Source organism: Steroidobacter denitrificans (assembly GCF_001579945.1).
In the GTDB taxonomy this organism is placed as follows: domain Bacteria; phylum Pseudomonadota; class Gammaproteobacteria; order Steroidobacterales; family Steroidobacteraceae; genus Steroidobacter; species Steroidobacter denitrificans.
In genome coordinates, this window is the sequence record NZ_CP011971.1 from 1,383,949 (window position 1) to 1,401,891 (window position 17,943).

Annotated in this window: 18 protein-coding genes and 1 pseudogene; 11 read left to right on the forward strand and 8 right to left on the reverse strand. The window is 62.3% G+C overall.

The annotated features are described in order from the left end of the window. Window positions 1–28 precede the first annotated feature (28 nt). The 3 genes from ACG33_RS06185 (at window position 29) to ACG33_RS06195 (ending at window position 1,555) form a co-directional block, all read left to right on the forward strand. Window positions 29–379 carry a DMT family protein gene (locus ACG33_RS06185; RefSeq protein WP_066919610.1) on the forward strand — a complete coding sequence of 117 codons (351 nt, stop codon included), beginning with the start codon at window positions 29–31 and terminating at the stop codon, window positions 377–379. A 28-nt stretch (window positions 380–407) separates the two neighbouring features. After that, complete coding sequence (locus ACG33_RS06190; RefSeq protein WP_066919612.1) at window positions 408–839, forward strand: HIT family protein; 432 nt, start codon at window positions 408–410, stop codon at window positions 837–839. 308 nt (window positions 840–1,147) lie between these two features. Next, the gene (locus ACG33_RS06195; RefSeq protein WP_083536500.1) at window positions 1,148–1,555 is read left to right on the forward strand and encodes a TfoX/Sxy family protein; all 408 of its coding nucleotides are present in this window, start codon (window positions 1,148–1,150) and stop codon (window positions 1,553–1,555) included. A gap of 66 nt (window positions 1,556–1,621) precedes the next feature. Here the strand turns inward: ACG33_RS06195 and ACG33_RS06200 are convergent, their stop codons facing one another. Then, entirely contained in the window at window positions 1,622–3,694 is a 2,073-nt protein-coding gene (locus ACG33_RS06200; protein WP_066919616.1) for a thioredoxin domain-containing protein, read from the reverse strand. A 39-nt stretch (window positions 3,695–3,733) separates the two neighbouring features. On the opposite strand from ACG33_RS06200, the gene ACG33_RS06205 reads away from it, so the two are divergent. From ACG33_RS06205 to ACG33_RS06240, 8 genes and pseudogenes are all read left to right on the forward strand, one after another. Further along, window positions 3,734–4,942, forward strand: a complete 1,209-nt coding sequence (locus ACG33_RS06205) for a class I SAM-dependent rRNA methyltransferase (protein WP_066919618.1) — start codon at window positions 3,734–3,736, stop codon at window positions 4,940–4,942. A 2-nt stretch (window positions 4,943–4,944) separates the two neighbouring features. Then, on the forward strand, window positions 4,945–5,814 hold the full coding sequence (gene lgt, locus ACG33_RS06210) for a prolipoprotein diacylglyceryl transferase (protein WP_066919620.1): 870 nt from the start codon (window positions 4,945–4,947) through the stop codon (window positions 5,812–5,814). A gap of 12 nt (window positions 5,815–5,826) precedes the next feature. Continuing rightward, entirely contained in the window at window positions 5,827–6,621 is a 795-nt protein-coding gene (locus ACG33_RS06215; protein WP_066919622.1) for a thymidylate synthase, read from the forward strand. A gap of 278 nt (window positions 6,622–6,899) precedes the next feature. Further along, the gene (locus ACG33_RS15675) at window positions 6,900–7,469 is read left to right on the forward strand and encodes an SET domain-containing protein (protein WP_210399195.1); all 570 of its coding nucleotides are present in this window, start codon (window positions 6,900–6,902) and stop codon (window positions 7,467–7,469) included. A gap of 6 nt (window positions 7,470–7,475) precedes the next feature. Next, complete coding sequence (locus tag ACG33_RS06225) at window positions 7,476–7,979, forward strand: dihydrofolate reductase (protein ID WP_066919624.1); 504 nt, start codon at window positions 7,476–7,478, stop codon at window positions 7,977–7,979. Next, complete coding sequence (locus ACG33_RS06230) at window positions 7,976–8,344, forward strand: YkgJ family cysteine cluster protein (protein ID WP_066919626.1); 369 nt, start codon at window positions 7,976–7,978, stop codon at window positions 8,342–8,344. The genes ACG33_RS06225 and ACG33_RS06230 overlap by 4 nt, the downstream gene beginning before the upstream one ends. A gap of 71 nt (window positions 8,345–8,415) precedes the next feature. Further along, window positions 8,416–9,090, forward strand: a pseudogene (gene rluF / locus ACG33_RS06235) (23S rRNA pseudouridine(2604) synthase RluF); the annotation flags it as partial. Between the two features lie 288 nt (window positions 9,091–9,378). Then, the gene (locus ACG33_RS06240) at window positions 9,379–10,275 is read left to right on the forward strand and encodes a hypothetical protein (RefSeq protein WP_210399196.1); all 897 of its coding nucleotides are present in this window, start codon (window positions 9,379–9,381) and stop codon (window positions 10,273–10,275) included. Between the two features lie 134 nt (window positions 10,276–10,409). Here ACG33_RS06240 and ACG33_RS06245 read toward each other — a convergent pair whose 3' ends face one another. From ACG33_RS06245 to ACG33_RS06275, 7 genes are all read right to left on the reverse strand, one after another. Continuing rightward, the gene (locus tag ACG33_RS06245; protein WP_066919630.1) at window positions 10,410–11,252 is read right to left on the reverse strand and encodes a symmetrical bis(5'-nucleosyl)-tetraphosphatase; all 843 of its coding nucleotides are present in this window, start codon (window positions 11,250–11,252) and stop codon (window positions 10,410–10,412) included. 21 nt (window positions 11,253–11,273) lie between these two features. Then, entirely contained in the window at window positions 11,274–11,648 is a 375-nt protein-coding gene (apaG, locus tag ACG33_RS06250; protein ID WP_083537185.1) for a Co2+/Mg2+ efflux protein ApaG, read from the reverse strand. 85 nt (window positions 11,649–11,733) lie between these two features. Beyond that, on the reverse strand, window positions 11,734–12,168 hold the full coding sequence (locus ACG33_RS06255) for a universal stress protein (protein WP_066919635.1): 435 nt from the start codon (window positions 12,166–12,168) through the stop codon (window positions 11,734–11,736). A 102-nt stretch (window positions 12,169–12,270) separates the two neighbouring features. Continuing rightward, complete coding sequence (rsmA, locus tag ACG33_RS06260; RefSeq protein WP_066922896.1) at window positions 12,271–13,122, reverse strand: 16S rRNA (adenine(1518)-N(6)/adenine(1519)-N(6))-dimethyltransferase RsmA; 852 nt, start codon at window positions 13,120–13,122, stop codon at window positions 12,271–12,273. Between the two features lie 57 nt (window positions 13,123–13,179). After that, the gene (pdxA, locus tag ACG33_RS06265) at window positions 13,180–14,208 is read right to left on the reverse strand and encodes a 4-hydroxythreonine-4-phosphate dehydrogenase PdxA (RefSeq protein ID WP_066919637.1); all 1,029 of its coding nucleotides are present in this window, start codon (window positions 14,206–14,208) and stop codon (window positions 13,180–13,182) included. Then, window positions 14,208–15,623: a peptidylprolyl isomerase gene (locus ACG33_RS06270; RefSeq protein ID WP_210399198.1), complete on the reverse strand. Its 1,416-nt coding sequence runs from the start codon at window positions 15,621–15,623 to the stop codon at window positions 14,208–14,210. Before ACG33_RS06270 ends, pdxA begins: the two co-directional genes overlap by 1 nt. Before the next feature lie 16 nt (window positions 15,624–15,639). Continuing rightward, complete coding sequence (locus ACG33_RS06275) at window positions 15,640–17,922, reverse strand: LPS-assembly protein LptD (protein ID WP_210399199.1); 2,283 nt, start codon at window positions 17,920–17,922, stop codon at window positions 15,640–15,642. Between the last annotated feature and the right edge of the window lie 21 nt (window positions 17,923–17,943).

The following is a 17,943-nucleotide window of genomic DNA, read 5'->3' on the forward strand; positions in this document are numbered from 1 at the left end:
CCTCGAAGTCCAGTCGCCCGCTCGGAATATGGTCATCAGTCCAGTCGTTCGTTGTCTCGTTCTGTTGAGTTTGTCCAACGTCTTCATGACGTTCGCCTGGTATGCCCACTTGAAGGAATTGAACCGGCAACCCTGGATCGTTGCTGCGCTGCTTAGCTGGGGTATCGCCTTTCTGGAATATCTCTTCCAGGTGCCGGCCAATCGTACCGGTTATACCGTCATGAGCCTGCCGCAGCTGAAGATCCTGCAGGAGGTGATTGCGCTGACAGTGTTCGTGCCATTCGTCCTGCTGTACATGAAGCAGCCTCTCAAGCTCGACTATCTGTGGGCTTCATTGTGCATACTGGGCGCCGTGTATTTCATTTTTCGCTCGGGCTAGGCTCGCCTGTCCGGCTGGGAGAGCGTGCATGCCGACCAACATTCATCGCCTGGTAGAGGCCTGCCGGGCCGGTACCGAACCTGCCTGCATTGCCCGAACCGGCTGCGGCTGGGCCGTCATGGGACAGCGCCAGGTGTTGCGAGGTTATTGTCTGTTGCTGCCCGACCCGGTCGTACCTCACCTCAATGTGCTCTCGCCGGCACAGCGCAGCGCATTCATGACGGACCTGGGTACCCTGGGTGAAGCGGTGCGTGAAGCCACCGGCGCACTGCGAATCAACTATGCCATTTTCGGCAATCTCGATCCGGCATTGCATGCACATGTGCATCCGCGATTCGCGGACGAACCTGAAGCCATGCGTACCGGCCACCCCTGGCTTTACGATTGGACACAGGCCCCGGAATTCAATCCTGCCGAGCATGGCGCGCTGCGGGATCGGATCCGGCGGCACCTGCTTTGAGCCTGTACGACCTTCGGAGTCGGGCGGGGTGCTCGGCGCGCTTTGCGCATATGCCGGCTGGAATGGGTCTGACGCCAGAGCGGTCCGCCGAGCGAATCGGTGCGGCGCAATCCGAGGATGCGGGAACGATCATACTTCTCACGAGCCGGTGACAGCCGTCGCGGGCGTGTTTACAGTGCCGGTCCGGCATGTAAACTTCGGAATCGTGCAGCCGGCGAGCTGCTGCGGTATTGCGATTTGAGGGGCGCACCCTACCAATCATTACGATGGTGCGGTCTGCAACCACACTGGAAGGGTAGTCGCTCGATATGCGGGTGAAATCGAGCCTGGTCATTTACGTCTCGGAGCAGCTGGGGTTCCTGGGACGCATCTCAAACCGAGCGATCTTCGGCGGCGTCGGTATTTTCTGCGAGGAGCGCCTGCTGGGCATCGTGTTCGAGGAAGTGCTGTATCTGCACACCGACAAAATCAACATCGCTGATTACGAATCACGCGGCATGCCGCAGTTCAAGCCCTATCCGAATGCCTTCGATCTGACCACCGATCATCACCGGGTTCCGGTGGAGGTCGTCCAGGATCCTGAACAACTCAAATCCTGGGGGCAGCGCTCCCTGACCGCCTCCATCGAGTCGGCGCGAGCCAAGCAACTGGCCGGTATCGAGCGCGTACGCCACCTGAAGCGCAAGAGAAAAAAAAAGACGCCGCATCGCGGTTGAGCGGCTTTTCTCCGGCGCTCTTTCCCTGTCCCGAATTTGCGTGGTCCGAGCTTGTCGCCGCGGAATCTAGCGAGTCAGCGCCACCAGGCTGGCCAGTGATCGCACCGGCGCCGAGCACGTGGTCCCGCGGCAGATATAGGCCACCGTTTCGTTCATCGGCCGTTTCTGCGCCAGCGATGGCGGCAGTGCCGCGGCATCGTCGGGGATGGCGAATACCAGCCTGCGCGGTGCGTACATCCGGGTGAACTCGTCGCGCCATCGTGCGGCTTCTGCGGCGCTGCCGCGAATGATCACCATGTCCGGAGGCTGAAGATGTTCCGACAAAGCGATCAGCATCGCGCAGTGTCCCTGCGGATAATGCTGCAGCGGCGTCCATGCCGCACGGAGCGTACGGACCGCTGCATCCAGGTAGCGCGTCTCGCCCAGCAGCGAACCCAGCCGGGTGAACACCTGCGCCGCGATGGCGTTGCCGGCAGGCAAAGCGTCATCGGCGAAAGACTTGGAGCGATGGATCAGCGCTTCGTGGTCGTCGGCGGTAAAAAAGAAACCGCCTGCCGCGGTGTCCTGAAAGTGCGTCAGCAGAATCTCGGCGAGTTCGATCGCAAATCGTAGATCCTCGCTGCGCCATCGGGTCTGCAGCAATTCGAGCAGGGCATCGATCAGGAACACGTGGTCGTCGAGATAGGCGGGGAAGCGGGCGCGACCATCCTTATGCGCTGCGAACAGACGGCCCTCATGCCACATATGTTCGTGAATAAAATCGATCGCCTGTGTCGCGGAATGCGTCAATTCGGGACGTTCCAGTACGCGGGCGGTGACGGCCATGCCGGCGACAGCCAGCCCGTTCCGGGCGGCCAGGATCTTCTCATCGCGGGCCGGACGGACGCGCTGGCCGCGAGCGTCGAGCAGGATTCGGCGGGCCCGTTCGAGCCGCGCCGCGACTTCCTCTGCCGGGAGCTCCAGTTCCTGCGCGATATCTTCCTCGCCGCGCCAGGCGTGCAGGTGCCATGCGTCTTCGAAGTTGGCGTCGCGATCCAGGCCGAAACGCCGCGCGAAGACCGCGTTGACATCCTCGGGCAGCAGCGCACGTACTTGCAGTGCATCCCAGACATAGTAGCGACCCTCGTGTCCTTCGGAATCTGCATCCAGCGCCGACCAATAGCCGCCTTGCGAAGACTGCATCTCGCGCATGATCCAGTCCGCGGTCTGTGAAGCGACCTCCCGGAAGGCAGGCTCGCCGCTGGCGAGCGCGGCATTGGCATAGATCCGCAATAGCTGACCGTTGTCGTACAGCATCTTTTCGAAATGCGGAATCATCCAATATCGATCGACGCTGTAGCGGGCAAAACCGCCGCCGAGCTGGTCGTAGATGCCGCCTTCGGCCATGCGCCTGAGCGTCAGGCTGGCCATGTATAGCGAATGCAGATCCGGCGTTTCACTGCCTGCGCTGGCGCGCCATGTACGCAGCAGGAAATCGATGTTCATCGGGTGTGGAAACTTTGGTGCGGCACCGAAGCCGCCGAACTCCGCGTCGAAGCCGGCGGCGAGCTGTTCGCGTGCCAGCGTCAGAGGTTCTTCGCTCAGCGTCTGTTCCCGGTCGGCGGGTGCGGGCTGTAAGTCCTCGAGCGCCACTTGCAGCGCCCGTCCCTGCTGCGCAATGTCGGCGCTACGGCTGTGGTAGAACTCGCTGACTCGTTGCAGCAGATCGTCGAATGCCGGCAAGCCGAAACGCGCCTCTTTGGGAAAATAGGTCCCGCCGAAAAAGGGTTGTCGCGTATCGGGAGACAGGAACATCGTGAGCGGCCAGCCGCCGCCGCGCTGGATCAGCATCTGGTGAGCCAGCTGGTAGATCCGGTCGATATCGGGGCGTTCTTCGCGGTCGACCTTGATGTTCACGAATAACTCGTTCATGAGCGCGGCAACGGCCGGATCCTCGAAGGACTCGTGCGCCATGACGTGGCACCAGTGACAGGCCGAGTAGCCGATGGAGAGCAGGACCGGCTTGTTTTCACGGCACGCCCGCTGGAATGCCGCTTCCCCCCAGGGATACCAGTCCACGGGGTTGCCGGCGTGCTGCAGCAGGTAGGGGCTGGTCTCGTCGGCGAGACGATTGTGAGGTGTGATGATGGAAGACTGCATGATATCGACGATGCTCGGATAGAATGTACGACTATAAACATGAATACTCGAGCCGACACTGCACTTTTACCTGAATTGCGCCTGAAGCGCGGCGAGGATCGCCGCCTTTCGGCAGGCCACTTGTGGGTATTTTCGAATGAAGTCGACACGGCGCGCACGCCGCTGCAGGACATCGAGCCCGGAACGATCTGCCGGATCCTGTCCGACCGGGACAAGTTCCTGGGCTACGCCTATGTCAATCCGCACACGCTGATCTGCGCGCGTATTCTCAGCCGCAATCCGGCCCACCTGCCGGGCAAATCCTTGCTGGTTCACCGCCTGCAGGTGGCGCAGTCGCTGCGTCGCTCGCTGTACGAGCGGCCATTCTACCGGCTGGTCTTCGGCGAATCCGATGCGCTGCCGGGGCTGGTGCTGGATCGATTCGGGGATATCGTGGTCGGCCAGGCCGCCACCGCGGGCATGGAGGCGCTGCGTCCGCAGATCGAGGCCGCCGTGCGCCAGGTGATCGATCCGGCGGCCATGCTATGGAAGAATGATATGGGCGTACGCGAGCTGGAAGGACTGCCTGCCTACGTGGAAACCGCCTTCGGCGAGGTGCCGCAGCATATCGAGGTTCCCGAAGGCGGGGTCGATTTCCATGTGTCGCTGCAGGGCGGGCAGAAGACCGGCTGGTTTTTCGACCAGGCGATGAATCGCCTGGCTCTGCGTAAGTATGTCGGCGGCGCGCGTGTCCTGGATGTGTTCAGTTATCTGGGTGCCTGGGGACTGGGGGCGGCGCGCGCCGGCGCCACGGAGGTGACCTGCGTGGATTCCTCGGCGGCGGCGCTGGAGGCGCTGCAGGAGACCGCAATCGCGAACGCCATCAAGCCGACAGTGATCCGCGGCGATGCATTCCAGGTTCTCGAGAATCTGCATGCCGAACGGCGCCGTTTCGATGTGGTGGTGATCGATCCGCCCGCCTTCATCAAGCGCCGCAAGGATATCCCGAAGGGGACGGCGGCCTACAAGCGGCTGAATCAATTGGCGCTGCAATTGCTGGAACGCGATGGCATCCTGGTGTCCTGTTCCTGTTCCTGGCATTTGGAGCCCGACCATCTGATGGGCGCCGTACAGCGCGCTTCGCGCCATTTGAACCGGTTTACCCAGATCATCGAGGTCCGGGGCCAGGCGCCGGATCATCCACTTCATCCGGCGATCGCGGAAAGTCGCTATCTGAAAGCGTATTTTTGCCGCAGCGTGCAGGATTGACCATGATTCCCTATCCGTCGATCGATCCGATCATCTTCTCCATCGGCCCGCTGGCGGTTCGCTGGTATGGATTGATGTATGTCATCGGATTCGTGCTTGCGTGGTGGCTGGGGCGGCGCAGAGCGGCAGCTTCCCAGTCGACCTGGAGGCCGATCGATGTCGATGATTTGATCTTTTTCGCTGCGATCGGCGTCATTCTGGGCGGGCGTATCGGCTGGCTGCTGTTCTATGGCGGCGAGCAGGTTCTGGCCGATCCCGTCACCATCGTGCAGATATGGAAAGGGGGCATGTCGTTTCACGGGGGGTTGATCGGAGTGCTCCTGGCCGTCGTGATCTTTGCCCGCCGCCGTGGCCGGCGGATGGCTGATGTGGCCGACTTCCTGGCGCCGCTGCCGGGGCTGGGTATCCTGGCGGGGCGTATCGGCAATTTCATCAATGGTGAACTGTGGGGCAAGCCCACCCAGATGCCCTGGGGCTTCATCGTCGATCCGCAGAGGCTGCACCCGGTCCCGGCCGACGAAGCCTTGCGGTTGTGCAGCCGCTTCGGCATCGATCCCTGCATCCTGCGGGTGCATGCATCGCAGCTCTACGAAGGCTTGCTGGAAGGGCTGGTGTTATTCCTGATCTTGTGGGTGTATACCTCCAGACCCAGGCCCCGGCTTGCGCCGTCCGGGCTGTTTCTGCTTTGCTACGGCGTGTTCCGGTTCGCCATCGAGTTCGTGCGCGTTCCGGACGAAAATCGTGGCTATTTGCTGTTCGACTGGCTCACCATGGGGCAAATTCTGTCTCTGCCGATGATTCTGGCGGGTGCTGCCATGATGACCGTTGCCTATCGGCGCAACGAACGCAGCGGCAACCTGCTTGCGGTGTGAGCGAAGGTAGTCATGCAGCAATATCTTGAATTATTGCGTCATGTTCGTGCTCGAGGGGTGCGCAAGGCCGATCGCACCGGTACCGGTACCTTGTCGGTATTCGGGTATCAGATGCGTTTCGATCTTGCCGCCGGCTTCCCGTTGATCACGACCAAGAAGCTGCATGTCAAATCGATCCTGTACGAGTTGTTGTGGTTTCTGCGCGGCGATACCAATATCGCTTATTTACGCGATCACGGCGTGTCGATCTGGGATGAGTGGGCGGACGAGCAGGGCGAACTGGGGCCGATCTACGGCCGGCAATGGCGTTCATGGGCGGCGCCGAACGGGCGGACGATCGATCAGATCAGCCGGTCGATCGATCTGATCCGCCGTAATCCGGATTCGCGCCGTATCATCGTCAGCGCCTGGAATGTCGGCGAATTGGAATCGATGACATTGACGCCCTGCCATGCCCTGTTCCAGTTCTGGGTGGCCGAAGGAAAATTATCCTGCCAGCTCTATCAGCGCAGCGCCGATCTGTTTCTGGGCGTGCCCTTCAATGTCGCCTCGTATGCCTTGTTGACTCATCTGTTCGCGCAGCAGTGCGACCTTGCCCCGGGTGAATTCATCTGGACGGGCGGCGATTGCCACCTTTATCTCAATCATCTCGAACAGGCCGACGAGCAACTGGGACGCACGCCTCATGCGCCGCCCCGGCTGGCCATCCGCCGCAAGCCGCCCTCGATTTTCGAGTACGAATACGAGGACTTCGAGTTTCTCGATTACCAGGCGCATCCGGCCATCAAGGCGCCCATTGCCGTTTAGAGCATCCCTGCCGCTCACCCTTTTTTCCGGGTCATCCTTCCCTGACATCGCATCGGTAAATCTTTATGCCCAGCAAAGTACGCCGCAAGTCCTCGGGTTCCTCTGCATCTCGTACAGCCTCCCGGAAGAAGCCATCCACATCCGGCACGCCGGCTCGTAACGCGGGTTCATCCGCGACGGCGCGCTCAGGCCGGCAGAAGGTGTCTGCAACGCGCAGCAAGGCGGGAAAACAGAAGAGCACCCGCGGCTCCGCGAGCGCGAAAACCGGATCGGCTGTCTTGAAGTCGGCATCCGGACGAGTGACGAAATCCGGATCGCGCTCCGGGTCGAAGCCGGCAGCGCAATCCGCTTCGAGATCCCGGACACGCGGGCCGCAGCATGCGTTTTCTCCGCTCCTCGAGGCGCGTAATTCACCGATCCACGGACGCGGCGTATATGCCGTTGCGCCCATTCGCAAGGGTACGCGCCTGTTGGAATATCTGGGCGAGCGGATTTCGCATGCGGAAGCGGATCGCCGTTATGAGAACAAGCCCGAGGACGATGGCCACACGTTCCTGTTCATCGCCAGCACGCGTACCGTCATCGATGCCGGCAGGCAGGGCAATGACGCGCGTTTCATCAATCACAGCTGCGACCCCAACTGCGAAACGGTGATCGAGAATTCCCGAGTATTCATCGATGCCATCCGCGACATCCGCCCCGGCGAGGAATTGGGCTATGACTATCAACTGACCTGGGAAAGCACCGACGAGCCAGCGGAACTCGCCCTGTACGCATGCCGCTGCGGCGCAAGGAGTTGCCGCGGCACGATGCTGGATCCGGAGCCGCTCGACGCCAAGGCGTCCTGACGCTGTATGCCGCCCAAGCCCTTGTTGTCCATCATCGTCGCGGCCGCCGAGAATGACGTCATCGGTCAGGGTAACCGGTTGCCGTGGCGGTTGCCGGATGACCTCAGGCGCTTCAAGTCCCTGAGCATGGGAAAGCCGATCATCATGGGACGCCGGACCTTCGAATCGATCGGACGCGCTTTACCCGGGCGCACCAATATCGTGGTGTCCGGACAGCCGGGTCTCGAACTCGACGGATGTATCGTCGTGCCGTCTGTGGATGCGGCGATCGCCGCCGTGGGTTCGGCGCCGCAGGCGGTCATCGCCGGCGGCGCGCAGATCTATCGCCAAGTGCTGCCGCGCGTGGGGATGATCCACCTGACACGGGTGCATGTGCGCGTCGCCGGCGATGTGTATTTTCCCGCGCTGGTCCCGGATGAATGGCTTGAAGTTCAGCGTGAGCGGCACGCCGCGGACGAGGCTCATGCGCATGCCTTCAGTTTCATCACGCTCGAGAGAATCCCACGGTGAAACCTCGTTTCGACTGTCTGAAATGTCCCGGCTATTGCTGCAGCCATGCACGCATCGCGGTCAGCGAGCATGACATCGCACGCCTGGCGCGCCACTTCGGTCTGCCGCTGGAGGCGGCTAGACGAAAGTTCACCTATCGTTACCAGACAAAGGAAGCGGACGAGCAGATCCTGCGCCATCAGAAAGATCATATCTACAAGTCGGTCTGCCGCCTTTTCGATACCCAGGAGCGCCGTTGCACGGTCTATCCGGCGCGCCCGAACGTCTGTCGACGCTATCCCTACGGCAAGGTTTGCGGGTACTACGACTTTCTTAAATTCGAACGTGAGCACCAGGATGATGAGGATTTCATTCCTTCCGCCTGAATCGACTTTCCGCCTGGCCGCCGCCCGCGGCGGAACGAAGCGACAGGTCGTACACGTGTCGCCTGTCCGATATGCGTCTGAATAAATATATCAGCGGGTTCGGTATCTGCTCGCGCCGCGAAGCGGACGCACGAATCGAAGCTGGCCGGGTGACGATTAACGGGCAGATCGCGGCCTTGGGCGCGCAGGTGGCGGACGGCGACGCGGTATATCTCGACGGGGAGCGGATCGGCGGCGCTGCAAAAAAGCGCATCTATATCGCGCTCAACAAGCCGGTAGGCATCACCTGTACCACGCAGCGCGAAGTCGAGGGTAACATTATCGATTTCGTGGATCATCACGAGCGGATCTTTCCCATCGGCCGGCTCGACAAGGATTCGGAAGGACTGATCCTGCTGACGAACGATGGTGATATCGTCAACGAGATCCTGCGGGCGGAGAACGTGCATGAGAAGGAGTATCTGGTCAGCGTCGATCGGCCGGTGACCCGGATCTTTCTGGACGGCATGGCCAGCGGTGTGCGCATCCTGGGTACGGTCACGAAGCCCTGCAAGATCGTCCAACTTGCACCTGCGACATTCCGGATCATTTTGACTCAAGGCCTGAATCGGCAGATCCGGCGCATGTGCTCCTTTTTCGGCTACAAGGTCGTGCGCCTGCAACGGGTGCGCATCATCAACGTAAGCCTGGCGGGCCTGAAGCCCGGCCAGTGGCGCAGGTTGAGCGATGCGGAGGTGCGCGGCCTGCGCTCGGGCAGGAGACGAGAACGGCTCGAACTGCCAGGCCGGCGACTTCCCGCAAGAGATGAGCTGTCCGCAGGGGGTGAGCAGCCCAAATCATCCGCGTTCTGCGTGCGAGATCCACCGCCTCGCCGCTGATGTAGCGCCATTGTGCAGAGTACCGCGACGCAAGACGCCGGCTGCAGCCAACACCGGATATCGGTAATGCCCGCAGGGCGGCATGGCGACTTGCAATCCCTGCGTTACGCCTGAGAATGCAGACAGCTCATCTGCAGCACATGGGATCTTCAGACGGTGGATATGGAGCAGGTCATGCATCGGCTCGGCATCCGAGGTTTGCCGCCGGTTTCTGCGCCGACGCAGCAGGCCGGGATGCCATTGATTCATACGCTGCCGCGCTTACTCAAGAAATGTGGTACTGCGCTGCGCTGCGCAGGCGTCATGCTCCTGGCCGGTCATGCTGGGGTGTGTACCGGATCGCTTGCACAGGATGATGCTGCGCAGGTGGTGCCGGTCGAGCAGGGCGCGGTGATCGAGGGGGCAGTCTCGGCCGCGCAGGGCACGGCGACCGCCGAGGGGGTACTTTCAGCTGCGCAGGGTACGGCGACCGAGAAGCCGGCGTTCGCCGCGGTGCAAGCCATCTGGAAGGAACAGGAAATCGATTTCAATTTCCAGAGCTTCACGACGTTTTATTCCTGTAGCTCGCTGGAAGACCGGATCGAATATATTTTTCGCGGGTTGGGCGCGCAGGTAACGGCGCGCGTTCGCGACATCGCCTGTCCTTTCTCAGTGGCACGAATGCCGCGCGTACACATTCACCTGCGCTCGCCGGTCGAGGCAACGCCTGCTGCGCTCGCCGAGTATGAGAAAGGTCACAGCAAGCGCGTACTGGTGGCACGCGTGCGCGGCGAACAGGCCGAGGAATCCGCGGAGATGGCACGGTTTCCGGCCGTCTGGAAGACCGTTACGCTGTCTCGCGGCCCGCTCGGCCTGGACTCCGGCGATTGCGAATTGGTTCGCGAGCTGCGCCGCAAGGTATTTTCAAAACTGGCCGTGCGGATCGTCCAGGACGACACGCGGTGTTCGTCGAATCTGTCGGTACCGAGGAGGCTGCGCTTGCAGATGGAGGCGCTGATGGAACAGCCGTCGCCGGATGTGCAGGACGTGGAAGATCAGCGGCCGGAGTCGTGACCGACGGCCGGGCCGAACGCCGCCAATGACAGCGACGGCCTGTGGTTCGAGACGTCTTGTGCCGCCGGGCCGCCGCCGGCTGCGGGGCAGAGGTGTTCTTGGCGATCGCCGGGGATCTCAATCATTGCTGATGGTCAATCATCGCTGATGGATAGACCCGAGGACACACAGGGAACGAACGTTGGCACGGCAGGGCGATCCAAGCGCACCGCGCACAGCCGCTGCCCCCAGACGCAGCCGGTGTCGATGCTCAGGACGCCGTCACCCTCGTGATAACCCAGTGCGGACCAATGCCCGCACACGATGCGCAGCTCGCGTGAGCGACGGCCAGGAGTCCGAAACCACGGCATGATACCCGGCGGAGCTGCATCCGGCGGTCCCTTGAATTTCAGCTCCAGACTGCCATCGGTCCGGCAATAGCGCAGCCGGGTAAAGCAGTTCGTGATGAAACGCAGCCGGTTCATGCCCTGCAGACCAGGCGACCATCGATCAGGCTGGTTGCCGTACATCGCGGCGAGCAGGGCAGGTCCTTGATCGGCATCGCGCAAGGCTGTCTCGACTTCATCGGCGCAGGCCCGAGCGGTGGCGAGATCCCATTGCGGCGGCAAACCCGCATGGATCATGGTGCAGCCCAGCCCGGCGTCATGATGCAGCAGCGGCTGTCGGCGCAGCCAATCCAGCAGCTCCGCGCGGTCCGGTGCGGTGAGCACCGGTATCAGCGAGTCTTCGGCTTTGACCGGCCTCGTCGGCGATGAGGCCAATGCCAGCAGATGCAGATCGTGATTACCCAAAACGGTGGTGGCGGCCTTACCCAGGGCGCGCACCTTGCGCAACACCTCCAGTGAACGCGGGCCCCGATTGACCAAGTCGCCCACCAGCCATAGCCGGTCTTGCGAGGGATCGAAGCGCAGCCGATCGAGTATCTGCTCGAATTCCTGAAAGCAGCCCTGGATGTCGCCGATCGCGTAGGTGGCCATGCGAGGCGCCGACGCCGCGTACTAGTGAAGCAGGCCGGGCATCGCCAGCGTGAAGGCTGCGATGGGCGCATCGAAGTGAGCGCCATCATCGCCGAGCATCCGGTAGCTGCCCTGCATCGCTCCCACCGGGGTCTCAAGTACGGCGCCGCTGGAATAGCGGAATCCATGGCCCGGCATAAGATAGGGCTGCTCGCCGAGGACTCCCTCTCCGCGCACTTCTTTCACCCTGCCGTTCGCATCGGTGATCAGCCAATGGCGGGTCAGCAGGCGGGCTGCCACCCTGCCTTCGTTGCGGATCGTGATCGTATAGGCGAAAGCGTAATGATCCTCGTCCGGCTTGGATTGTTCGTCGAGGTAGCAGGTGCTGACGTCGATACGAATCCTGTGGGCGGGCATGGGTTCGGCGGATTCCTGCCCGGTACGATTGCCGCGGGCTTTGGTACGAAAGGGAATGGTCATGATCGATATCAGGCGCCGCGGTTCATTGCAGGCGGACGGCGAGCAGATCGCAAGGGGCGGCGTGCAGAATGGTGTCCTCGGTGAAATTGAGCAGGATGGCGAGACCATGGCGCTCACGGCTTCCCAGGACGATCAGATCCGCCCCGATGCGCTGTGCCGCGCGCACGATTTCAGTCTTGATGATACCGGTTTCGACCCATTGCGGGCAGTCATGTAGTGCAAGTACGCCGGCCAGTTCCGCCAGCCGCTGTCGTGCCCTCCCCACCAGTTCGTCTTCGATCTGCACCGTGGGCAGCAGAGCTTCGCCCATGGGCTCGACCGGGACATATTCCACAACATGCAGCAGAGTGATTTCGGCGCCATGACAGGCGGCAATGTCCCGGGCGCGCTCGCCGACGATTCGGCTGTCGGGAGACAGGTCGACGGCCAGCAGAATCTTCTTGTAGCCCGAGTTCATGTGCGGTCCTCGAAATCTCCACGCTTCCGCTCGAAGCCTTCGAAAAAGCGGTAGACGCCGTTCATCGCGTCCCGGGCGGCTCAGATGCCGCAAGCAAATATATCACTTCGGCGGCACATGACCGTCTGCGGACGGCGGGGCAGCGGATTTTCGTGCGAGCTGAGCCGCGAGCGCGGCGAAGTCCGCTGCCGAAAGGGTTTCGGCGCGTACCGCGGGATCGATTCCCGCAGCCAGGATTTCATCCGAGGAAAGCAGCGCTCGCAAAGCGTTGCGCAATGTCTTGCGCCGCTGCGAGAATGCGGCCGCGACGACCGTCGAGAATTGACGGGGGTGCCGAATGTCCAGGGGTGCCGCCGGCGGCTTCAGGCGTACGAAGGTAGAGCGTACGCGCGGCGGCGGACGAAATGCTCCCGGGCCGATGTCGAACAGCGGCTCGACCGCTACCCAGGGCGCGAGCATGACGCTCAGGCGCCCATAGTGCTCCGAGCCCGCGGGCGCCGCCATGCGATCCACGACTTCCTTCTGCAGCATGAAATGCATGTCTTTGATGCACTGGCGTTGCTCGATGAGTCGAAACAGCAGCGGCGTGGAGATATTGTAAGGCAGGTTGCCGACGACCCGCAGCGCGGCCTCGCCGCTCTTGCCTGCATCCGCCCCGCCGCCTTGCGGCGGCCGCAACTGCGACAAGTCGAATTCGAGGGCATCCGCTTCATGAAGATGGAAGCCTGGATGCCAGGCCGTGCGTTCGCGCAGATGCCGGATCGCATCACGGTCGATCTCGATGGCATGCAGTTCGGCTAGCCGTTTCAGCAGGGGCAGGGTGATCGCACCCAGTCCCGGGCCGATCTCCACCATGAAGTCGTCAGTCCGCGGATCGATCGCCTCCAGGATACGGGACACCACCGCACTGTCATGCAGGAAATGCTGGCCGAAACGTTTTCGAGCACGATGCATGCGCTGTCCGCCGGGGGTCATCGATCGAGTAACGTCAGCGGGGCGTTCGAACCGGCGTCATCGCGCCGGAAGTGTCCGATCGGGCGCAGTTCGCTGGCGCCGCCTCGCTTTGGCAGCCATTTCGATCGCCATTTCGATCGCGGCATACAGGCTGCCGGGATCGGCCTTGCCTGTTCCCGCCAGATCCAAAGCGGTACCGTGGTCGACGGAGGTACGGATGAACGGTAGACCCAGGGTTACGTTGACCGCAGCGCCGAAGTCCGCGTACTTGATGACCGGTAACCCTTGATCATGGTACATGGCCAGTACCGCATCCGCCTGGGCCAGCATGTGCGGCGTGAACGCCGTATCGGCCGGCGCCGGACCGATGAGACGCATGCCGGACTTGCACAGGCGCCGTAGTACCGGCTCGATGACTTCGATTTCTTCGCGGCCCAGATGCCCTGATTCACCGGCATGGGGGTTCAGTCCGCACACCAGGATGCGCGGTGCAGGCAGAGCGAAGCGATCGCGCAGATCGTGATCCAGAATGATCAGCACGCGCTCCAGCAGCTCGGCGGTAATCGCACCGCTGACCGTGCTCAAGGGCAGATGCGTGGTGGCGAGGGCGACGCGTAGCTTCTTCGTGGCGAGCATCATGACCGGATGCGCGCCGCCGGCACGCTCAGCCAGATATTCCGTATGACCCGAGAATGCGATGCCGGCATCGTTGATGACGCTTTTTTGAACCGGCGCGGTTACGATCGCATCGAATTCCCTTCGGCTGCAGCCGTCGATGGCGGCATCCAGCAGCTGTAACACGTAATGTGCGTTCGATGCATCGAGCCGGCCTGGGTAGGCGGCGTTTGCCAGTGGACTGTGGAGCAGGCGCATCGTGCCGGGTACGTGCTCCTGACGCGCCGCCCCCGGCGTGTAGGGGGCGAAGCGGATGTCGGCGTGGACCTGTCGCGCCCGTTGCTCGATCAGCGCCTGGTCGCAGGCGACGATCAGGTCGCAGGACCATTGCCGTGCCGCGGCCGCCAGGCACAACTCCGGTCCGATGCCTGCAGGCTCGCCCGAAGTGAGGATGAGCCGCGGCAGCGGCATTACATCCTGTATTCCACGAACGCCTCGTCGCGCAGGCGCCGCAGCCACAATTCGGTCTCTTCCTCCGCCTTGGATTCGCGCAGTTCGGCGAACGCCCGGTTGCGGCGCACATCATCGGTGATGTCGTGCATGCGTCGCCCCAGCAGCTGGATGATGTGCCAGCCGAACGCCGTCTTGAACGGTTCGCTGATCTGATTCTCGCTGAGCCGATCGAGTTGCTGCTCGAACTCGGGTACGAATGTGCCCGGTCCGGCCCAGTCCAAATCGCCGCCGTCGGCGGCAGAGCCCGGATCCTGCGATGTTACCGAGGCGATGGCTGCGAAGTCCTCGCCGCCCTCGACGATGCGCTTGCGGATGTCGGCGAGCTTTTGCTGCACGGTCTGGTCGTCCTCGAGTTCATTAGTGCGCAGCAGGATGTGGCGGGCGTGAACTTGCGCCACGACCGACTGTTGTACGCCGCCGCGCATTTCATTGAGCCGGAAGATATGAAAGCCGCTGGGTGTGCGTACGGGTGTTGAAATATCGCCCGTTTTCATCGATGCAATCTGATCGGACACGATGGACGGCAGCTGCGAGCCGCGCCGCCAGCCCAGTGAGCCGCCTTCGATGTTTGTGCTGCTGTCGGAGTATGCGACTGCGAGTTGTGCGAAATCCTCGCCGCCGGCGGCACGATCGTGAATTTCCTGAGCACGTTTCTGGCGCGCCTCGATCTGTTCGGGAGAGGCGGCAGCCGGTACGGAAATCAGAATGTGCGAGACGTTGTATTCGGCATTGCGGTCCGGCGCATTGCGCTGGCGCGCCATGAACTGCTCCAATTCGCGAGGCGAGACGTTGATGCGCGCGATCACGTCGCGTTGGCGCAGCAGCTGCAAGGTCATCTGCCGGCGGATTTCGTCGCGAAAATCCCGATAATCCATACCTTGCTGCGCCAGCGCCTGGGGCAGGTCGGCAAAGTTGATATCATTGCGCCGGGCGACATCGTCGAGCGCACCGTTGAGCATCTCGTCGGAGACCTGGATGCCCAGCCGGTCGGCACGCTGCACCTGGATCTCCTCCATCACCAGGCGCTCGAGGATCTGCCGGCGCAGTACATTGCGCGGCGGCAGATCGGTATTCTGTTGCTGCAGGCGTGCGATGACATCCTCGGTTTGCTTGTCTAGTTCGCTGTTCAGCACCACGCCGTCGTTGACCACGGCCGCTATGCGATCCAGCAGTGTGCCGTTGGCGGACAGTTCGCGTGTCTGGGCATGCGCCATGCCGGCCAGGCTCGCCAGGACAAGGCAGATCGCCAGGAAGAGGCTGTCCGGCCGGACGGCTCGCAACCGGCGCCGGGGCGCGGAGTCGCGGCGCCCGGGCAGGGCGGATCCGGCGGCGCCGGTCGAGGTCGGCACGGCAAAGATCATGGGTTCTGGCATGGGTACCCTGCCCGTATCATGGCTGTTCGGCATCGAACGAGTATCCTCGAATCGATCGTTCCAGGAAAGCGTCTGCGCCCACTCCGACATTGGACAGGCCGTTAAGTTCAAGCTGTAACAGGATGCTGGTGTCCCGGTTGCCGGTGCGGTCGCTGACGTAGCGTCGTGCCACGAAGCGCAGACGCCAGCAGCAAGAGCGGTATTCCAGGCCGGCGAACTGATCCAGGATCATTTCGTCTTCCAGCGAATAGACGATGCGGGCATACGCATTCCAGTCCTTGGCGATCGGCCAGCCGAAAGAACCGTCGACCTGCTCGATGTGGTTGCGCCGGAAGCGATAGCCGAGATTTGCGACGCGATCGCGTGCTGGCTGATACTGCACGCGCAGATCGCCCTTCTCGGCACGAATCTCGCCCGGGTCCCACTGGACGCCCATGTTGATGCTCCAGTTCTGGTAGGCTCTGAGATCGAGTTGCGCGACGATGTCGGAGGATTCCGGACTGTCGAGTACTTCTCCAGGCAGCATGACCCGAGGCCGGCTGAAGTAGTACGCCTGACCGATCGTCGCCGACAAGAATTGCTGTCCCGTCGCCGCATCCAGCAAACGCGAGGTAAACCCCACGCTGAGCTGGTTCGCATCGCTCAGTCGATCAGCGCTGACATAACGGTTCGTGCGAAACAGCTGCACCAGGTTGAGATCAGCGATATCGGTGTCGAAGACCGGCAGCGCATCCTGATTGCGATAGGGCACGTACAAATACATGAACCGCGGCTCGATCGTATGTAGACGCTGTTGCCGCGAGCCGGAGAGGCGTTCGAAGACCAGGCCGCCATCGAGGCTGAACAGGGGGGTAGAGCGGTACGGCGAGTCGTCGCGAGGAGTCTCGACGTCGTCGATGCGATAGGCGGTGTAGCGCCAGCTGGCGGCGGGTTCCAGGTAGACGCCCGCGCCGCGCAGCGGCATGCGCAGCCCCGGTGCCATATCGATGCGCCAGCCGGAATCCACAGCCGCGACATTGTGCCGGAAGTTCGCCAGTTCCATGTCGAGGTCCAAGGTCAAACCGAACGCCTGGTCAGGGTAGGAACCGTGCAGGGTGAGTTGCGGCAGCAGCGTATGCGGCCGATCCAGCGGATCGATGCCGGCACTATCGACGGTCTGGAAATTCTGGGCGTACAGGCTTGCCAGCCAGCGATCGCTCATCCAGGTCAGTTTCGCCGAACGGTCGAGATAACTGATACTGGTGCCTTCGGGTCCCAGCCCGAAATCCTCGAACCATTGACTGTCGCTGACATTGGCGGCGTTGATGTCCAGGCGCAGTCGTCCGGTGAAGTCGGAACGATCGGAGAATATCAGCTGGCTGCGTTGTACGCCGGTGCGCTGGTCGTGCGGCAGGATGTTGGCTTGCAAAGATCCTTGTCCCAAGGCGTTCAGGAAGCGGAATTCGCTATCCAGGCGGGCACCGCGCCTGGAGTACCAGGTCGGGGTGAACGTGGCGTCGTAGTTCGGCGCGATGTTCCAGTACCATGGCACGGAGAGTGAATAACCGTTGCGCGAGGATGTACCGAAGGAGGGAAACAAAAAGCCGGATTTGCGTTCGTCTCCGACCGGAAAGGAAATGAACGGCGTATAGAAGATCGGCAGCCCCTTGAAGTCGAGGCGTACGCCGCGTCCCACCCCGACACCGGCGTTCTGGTCGATGTCGATATCCGCGGCGCGCAGAACCCAGTCTTCGTTGCCGATCGGACAGGTCGTGTAGCGTACATCGTCGAGCTGCAGCTCGCCGCCGGTACTGGCGCGAATACGCGCCGCCGAGCCACGTGCGCTTTGTCCGCGCAGTTCGAACTGCGCGGAATCGAATATCGCGGCGCCCTGGGAATCCAGTCGGGCACCCGTACCGCTCACTCGCAGCGCCGGATCGGAATACTCCATGCCCTGATCCACGCGAAAACTTTGTGTACGACTGTCGTAGACGGCATTGCGGGTTTCGAGCCGGCGTCCGCCCTGGCGGATGACCACATCGCCCTTCAGGAGCATTTCGCCGTCGCGCGTCGCCTCCAGGCTGTCGGCTTCGAAATCGACGGATCGCTCCGCTTCCTTCTCGGAGCCGGCCTCCGGTGTATGCCGGTCCGTGGAGGCGGGTGCCTGTCCGCGCAAGAGGCGGATATCGTGCAGGACATTGCGGTCCGGACAGTCGCCGGCCGCAATGCCGCCGGCCAGCGTGAGCAGCGCAGCCAGTATCGCCCGGACGATCGGTACGCGTCCCGGGGCTGTCCTGGCGCAGGAGGGACGCTGCGACACCGGCATATGAGTCGATGCTCG

Coding starts and splice junctions, on each gene's coding strand:
- apaG (WP_083537185.1), bottom strand. CDS start 11,648: ATGCCCGCCCACAGGATTCGTATCGACGTCAGCACCTGCTACCTCGAC.
- ACG33_RS06225 (WP_066919624.1), top strand. CDS start 7,476: ATGCCGCCCAAGCCCTTGTTGTCCATCATCGTCGCGGCCGCCGAGAAT.
- ACG33_RS06215 (WP_066919622.1), top strand. CDS start 5,827: ATGCAGCAATATCTTGAATTATTGCGTCATGTTCGTGCTCGAGGGGTG.
- ACG33_RS06255 (WP_066919635.1), bottom strand. CDS start 12,168: ATGAACTCGGGCTACAAGAAGATTCTGCTGGCCGTCGACCTGTCTCCC.
- rsmA (WP_066922896.1), bottom strand. CDS start 13,122: ATGCATCGTGCTCGAAAACGTTTCGGCCAGCATTTCCTGCATGACAGT.
- ACG33_RS06245 (WP_066919630.1), bottom strand. CDS start 11,252: ATGGCCACCTACGCGATCGGCGACATCCAGGGCTGCTTTCAGGAATTC.
- pdxA (WP_066919637.1), bottom strand. CDS start 14,208: ATGCCGCTGCCGCGGCTCATCCTCACTTCGGGCGAGCCTGCAGGCATC.
- ACG33_RS06205 (WP_066919618.1), top strand. CDS start 3,734: ATGAATACTCGAGCCGACACTGCACTTTTACCTGAATTGCGCCTGAAG.
- ACG33_RS06185 (WP_066919610.1), top strand. CDS start 29: ATGGTCATCAGTCCAGTCGTTCGTTGTCTCGTTCTGTTGAGTTTGTCC.
- lgt (WP_066919620.1), top strand. CDS start 4,945: ATGATTCCCTATCCGTCGATCGATCCGATCATCTTCTCCATCGGCCCG.
- ACG33_RS06195 (WP_083536500.1), top strand. CDS start 1,148: ATGCGGGTGAAATCGAGCCTGGTCATTTACGTCTCGGAGCAGCTGGGG.
- ACG33_RS06200 (WP_066919616.1), bottom strand. CDS start 3,694: ATGCAGTCTTCCATCATCACACCTCACAATCGTCTCGCCGACGAGACC.
- ACG33_RS06190 (WP_066919612.1), top strand. CDS start 408: ATGCCGACCAACATTCATCGCCTGGTAGAGGCCTGCCGGGCCGGTACC.
- ACG33_RS06270 (WP_210399198.1), bottom strand. CDS start 15,623: ATGCCAGAACCCATGATCTTTGCCGTGCCGACCTCGACCGGCGCCGCC.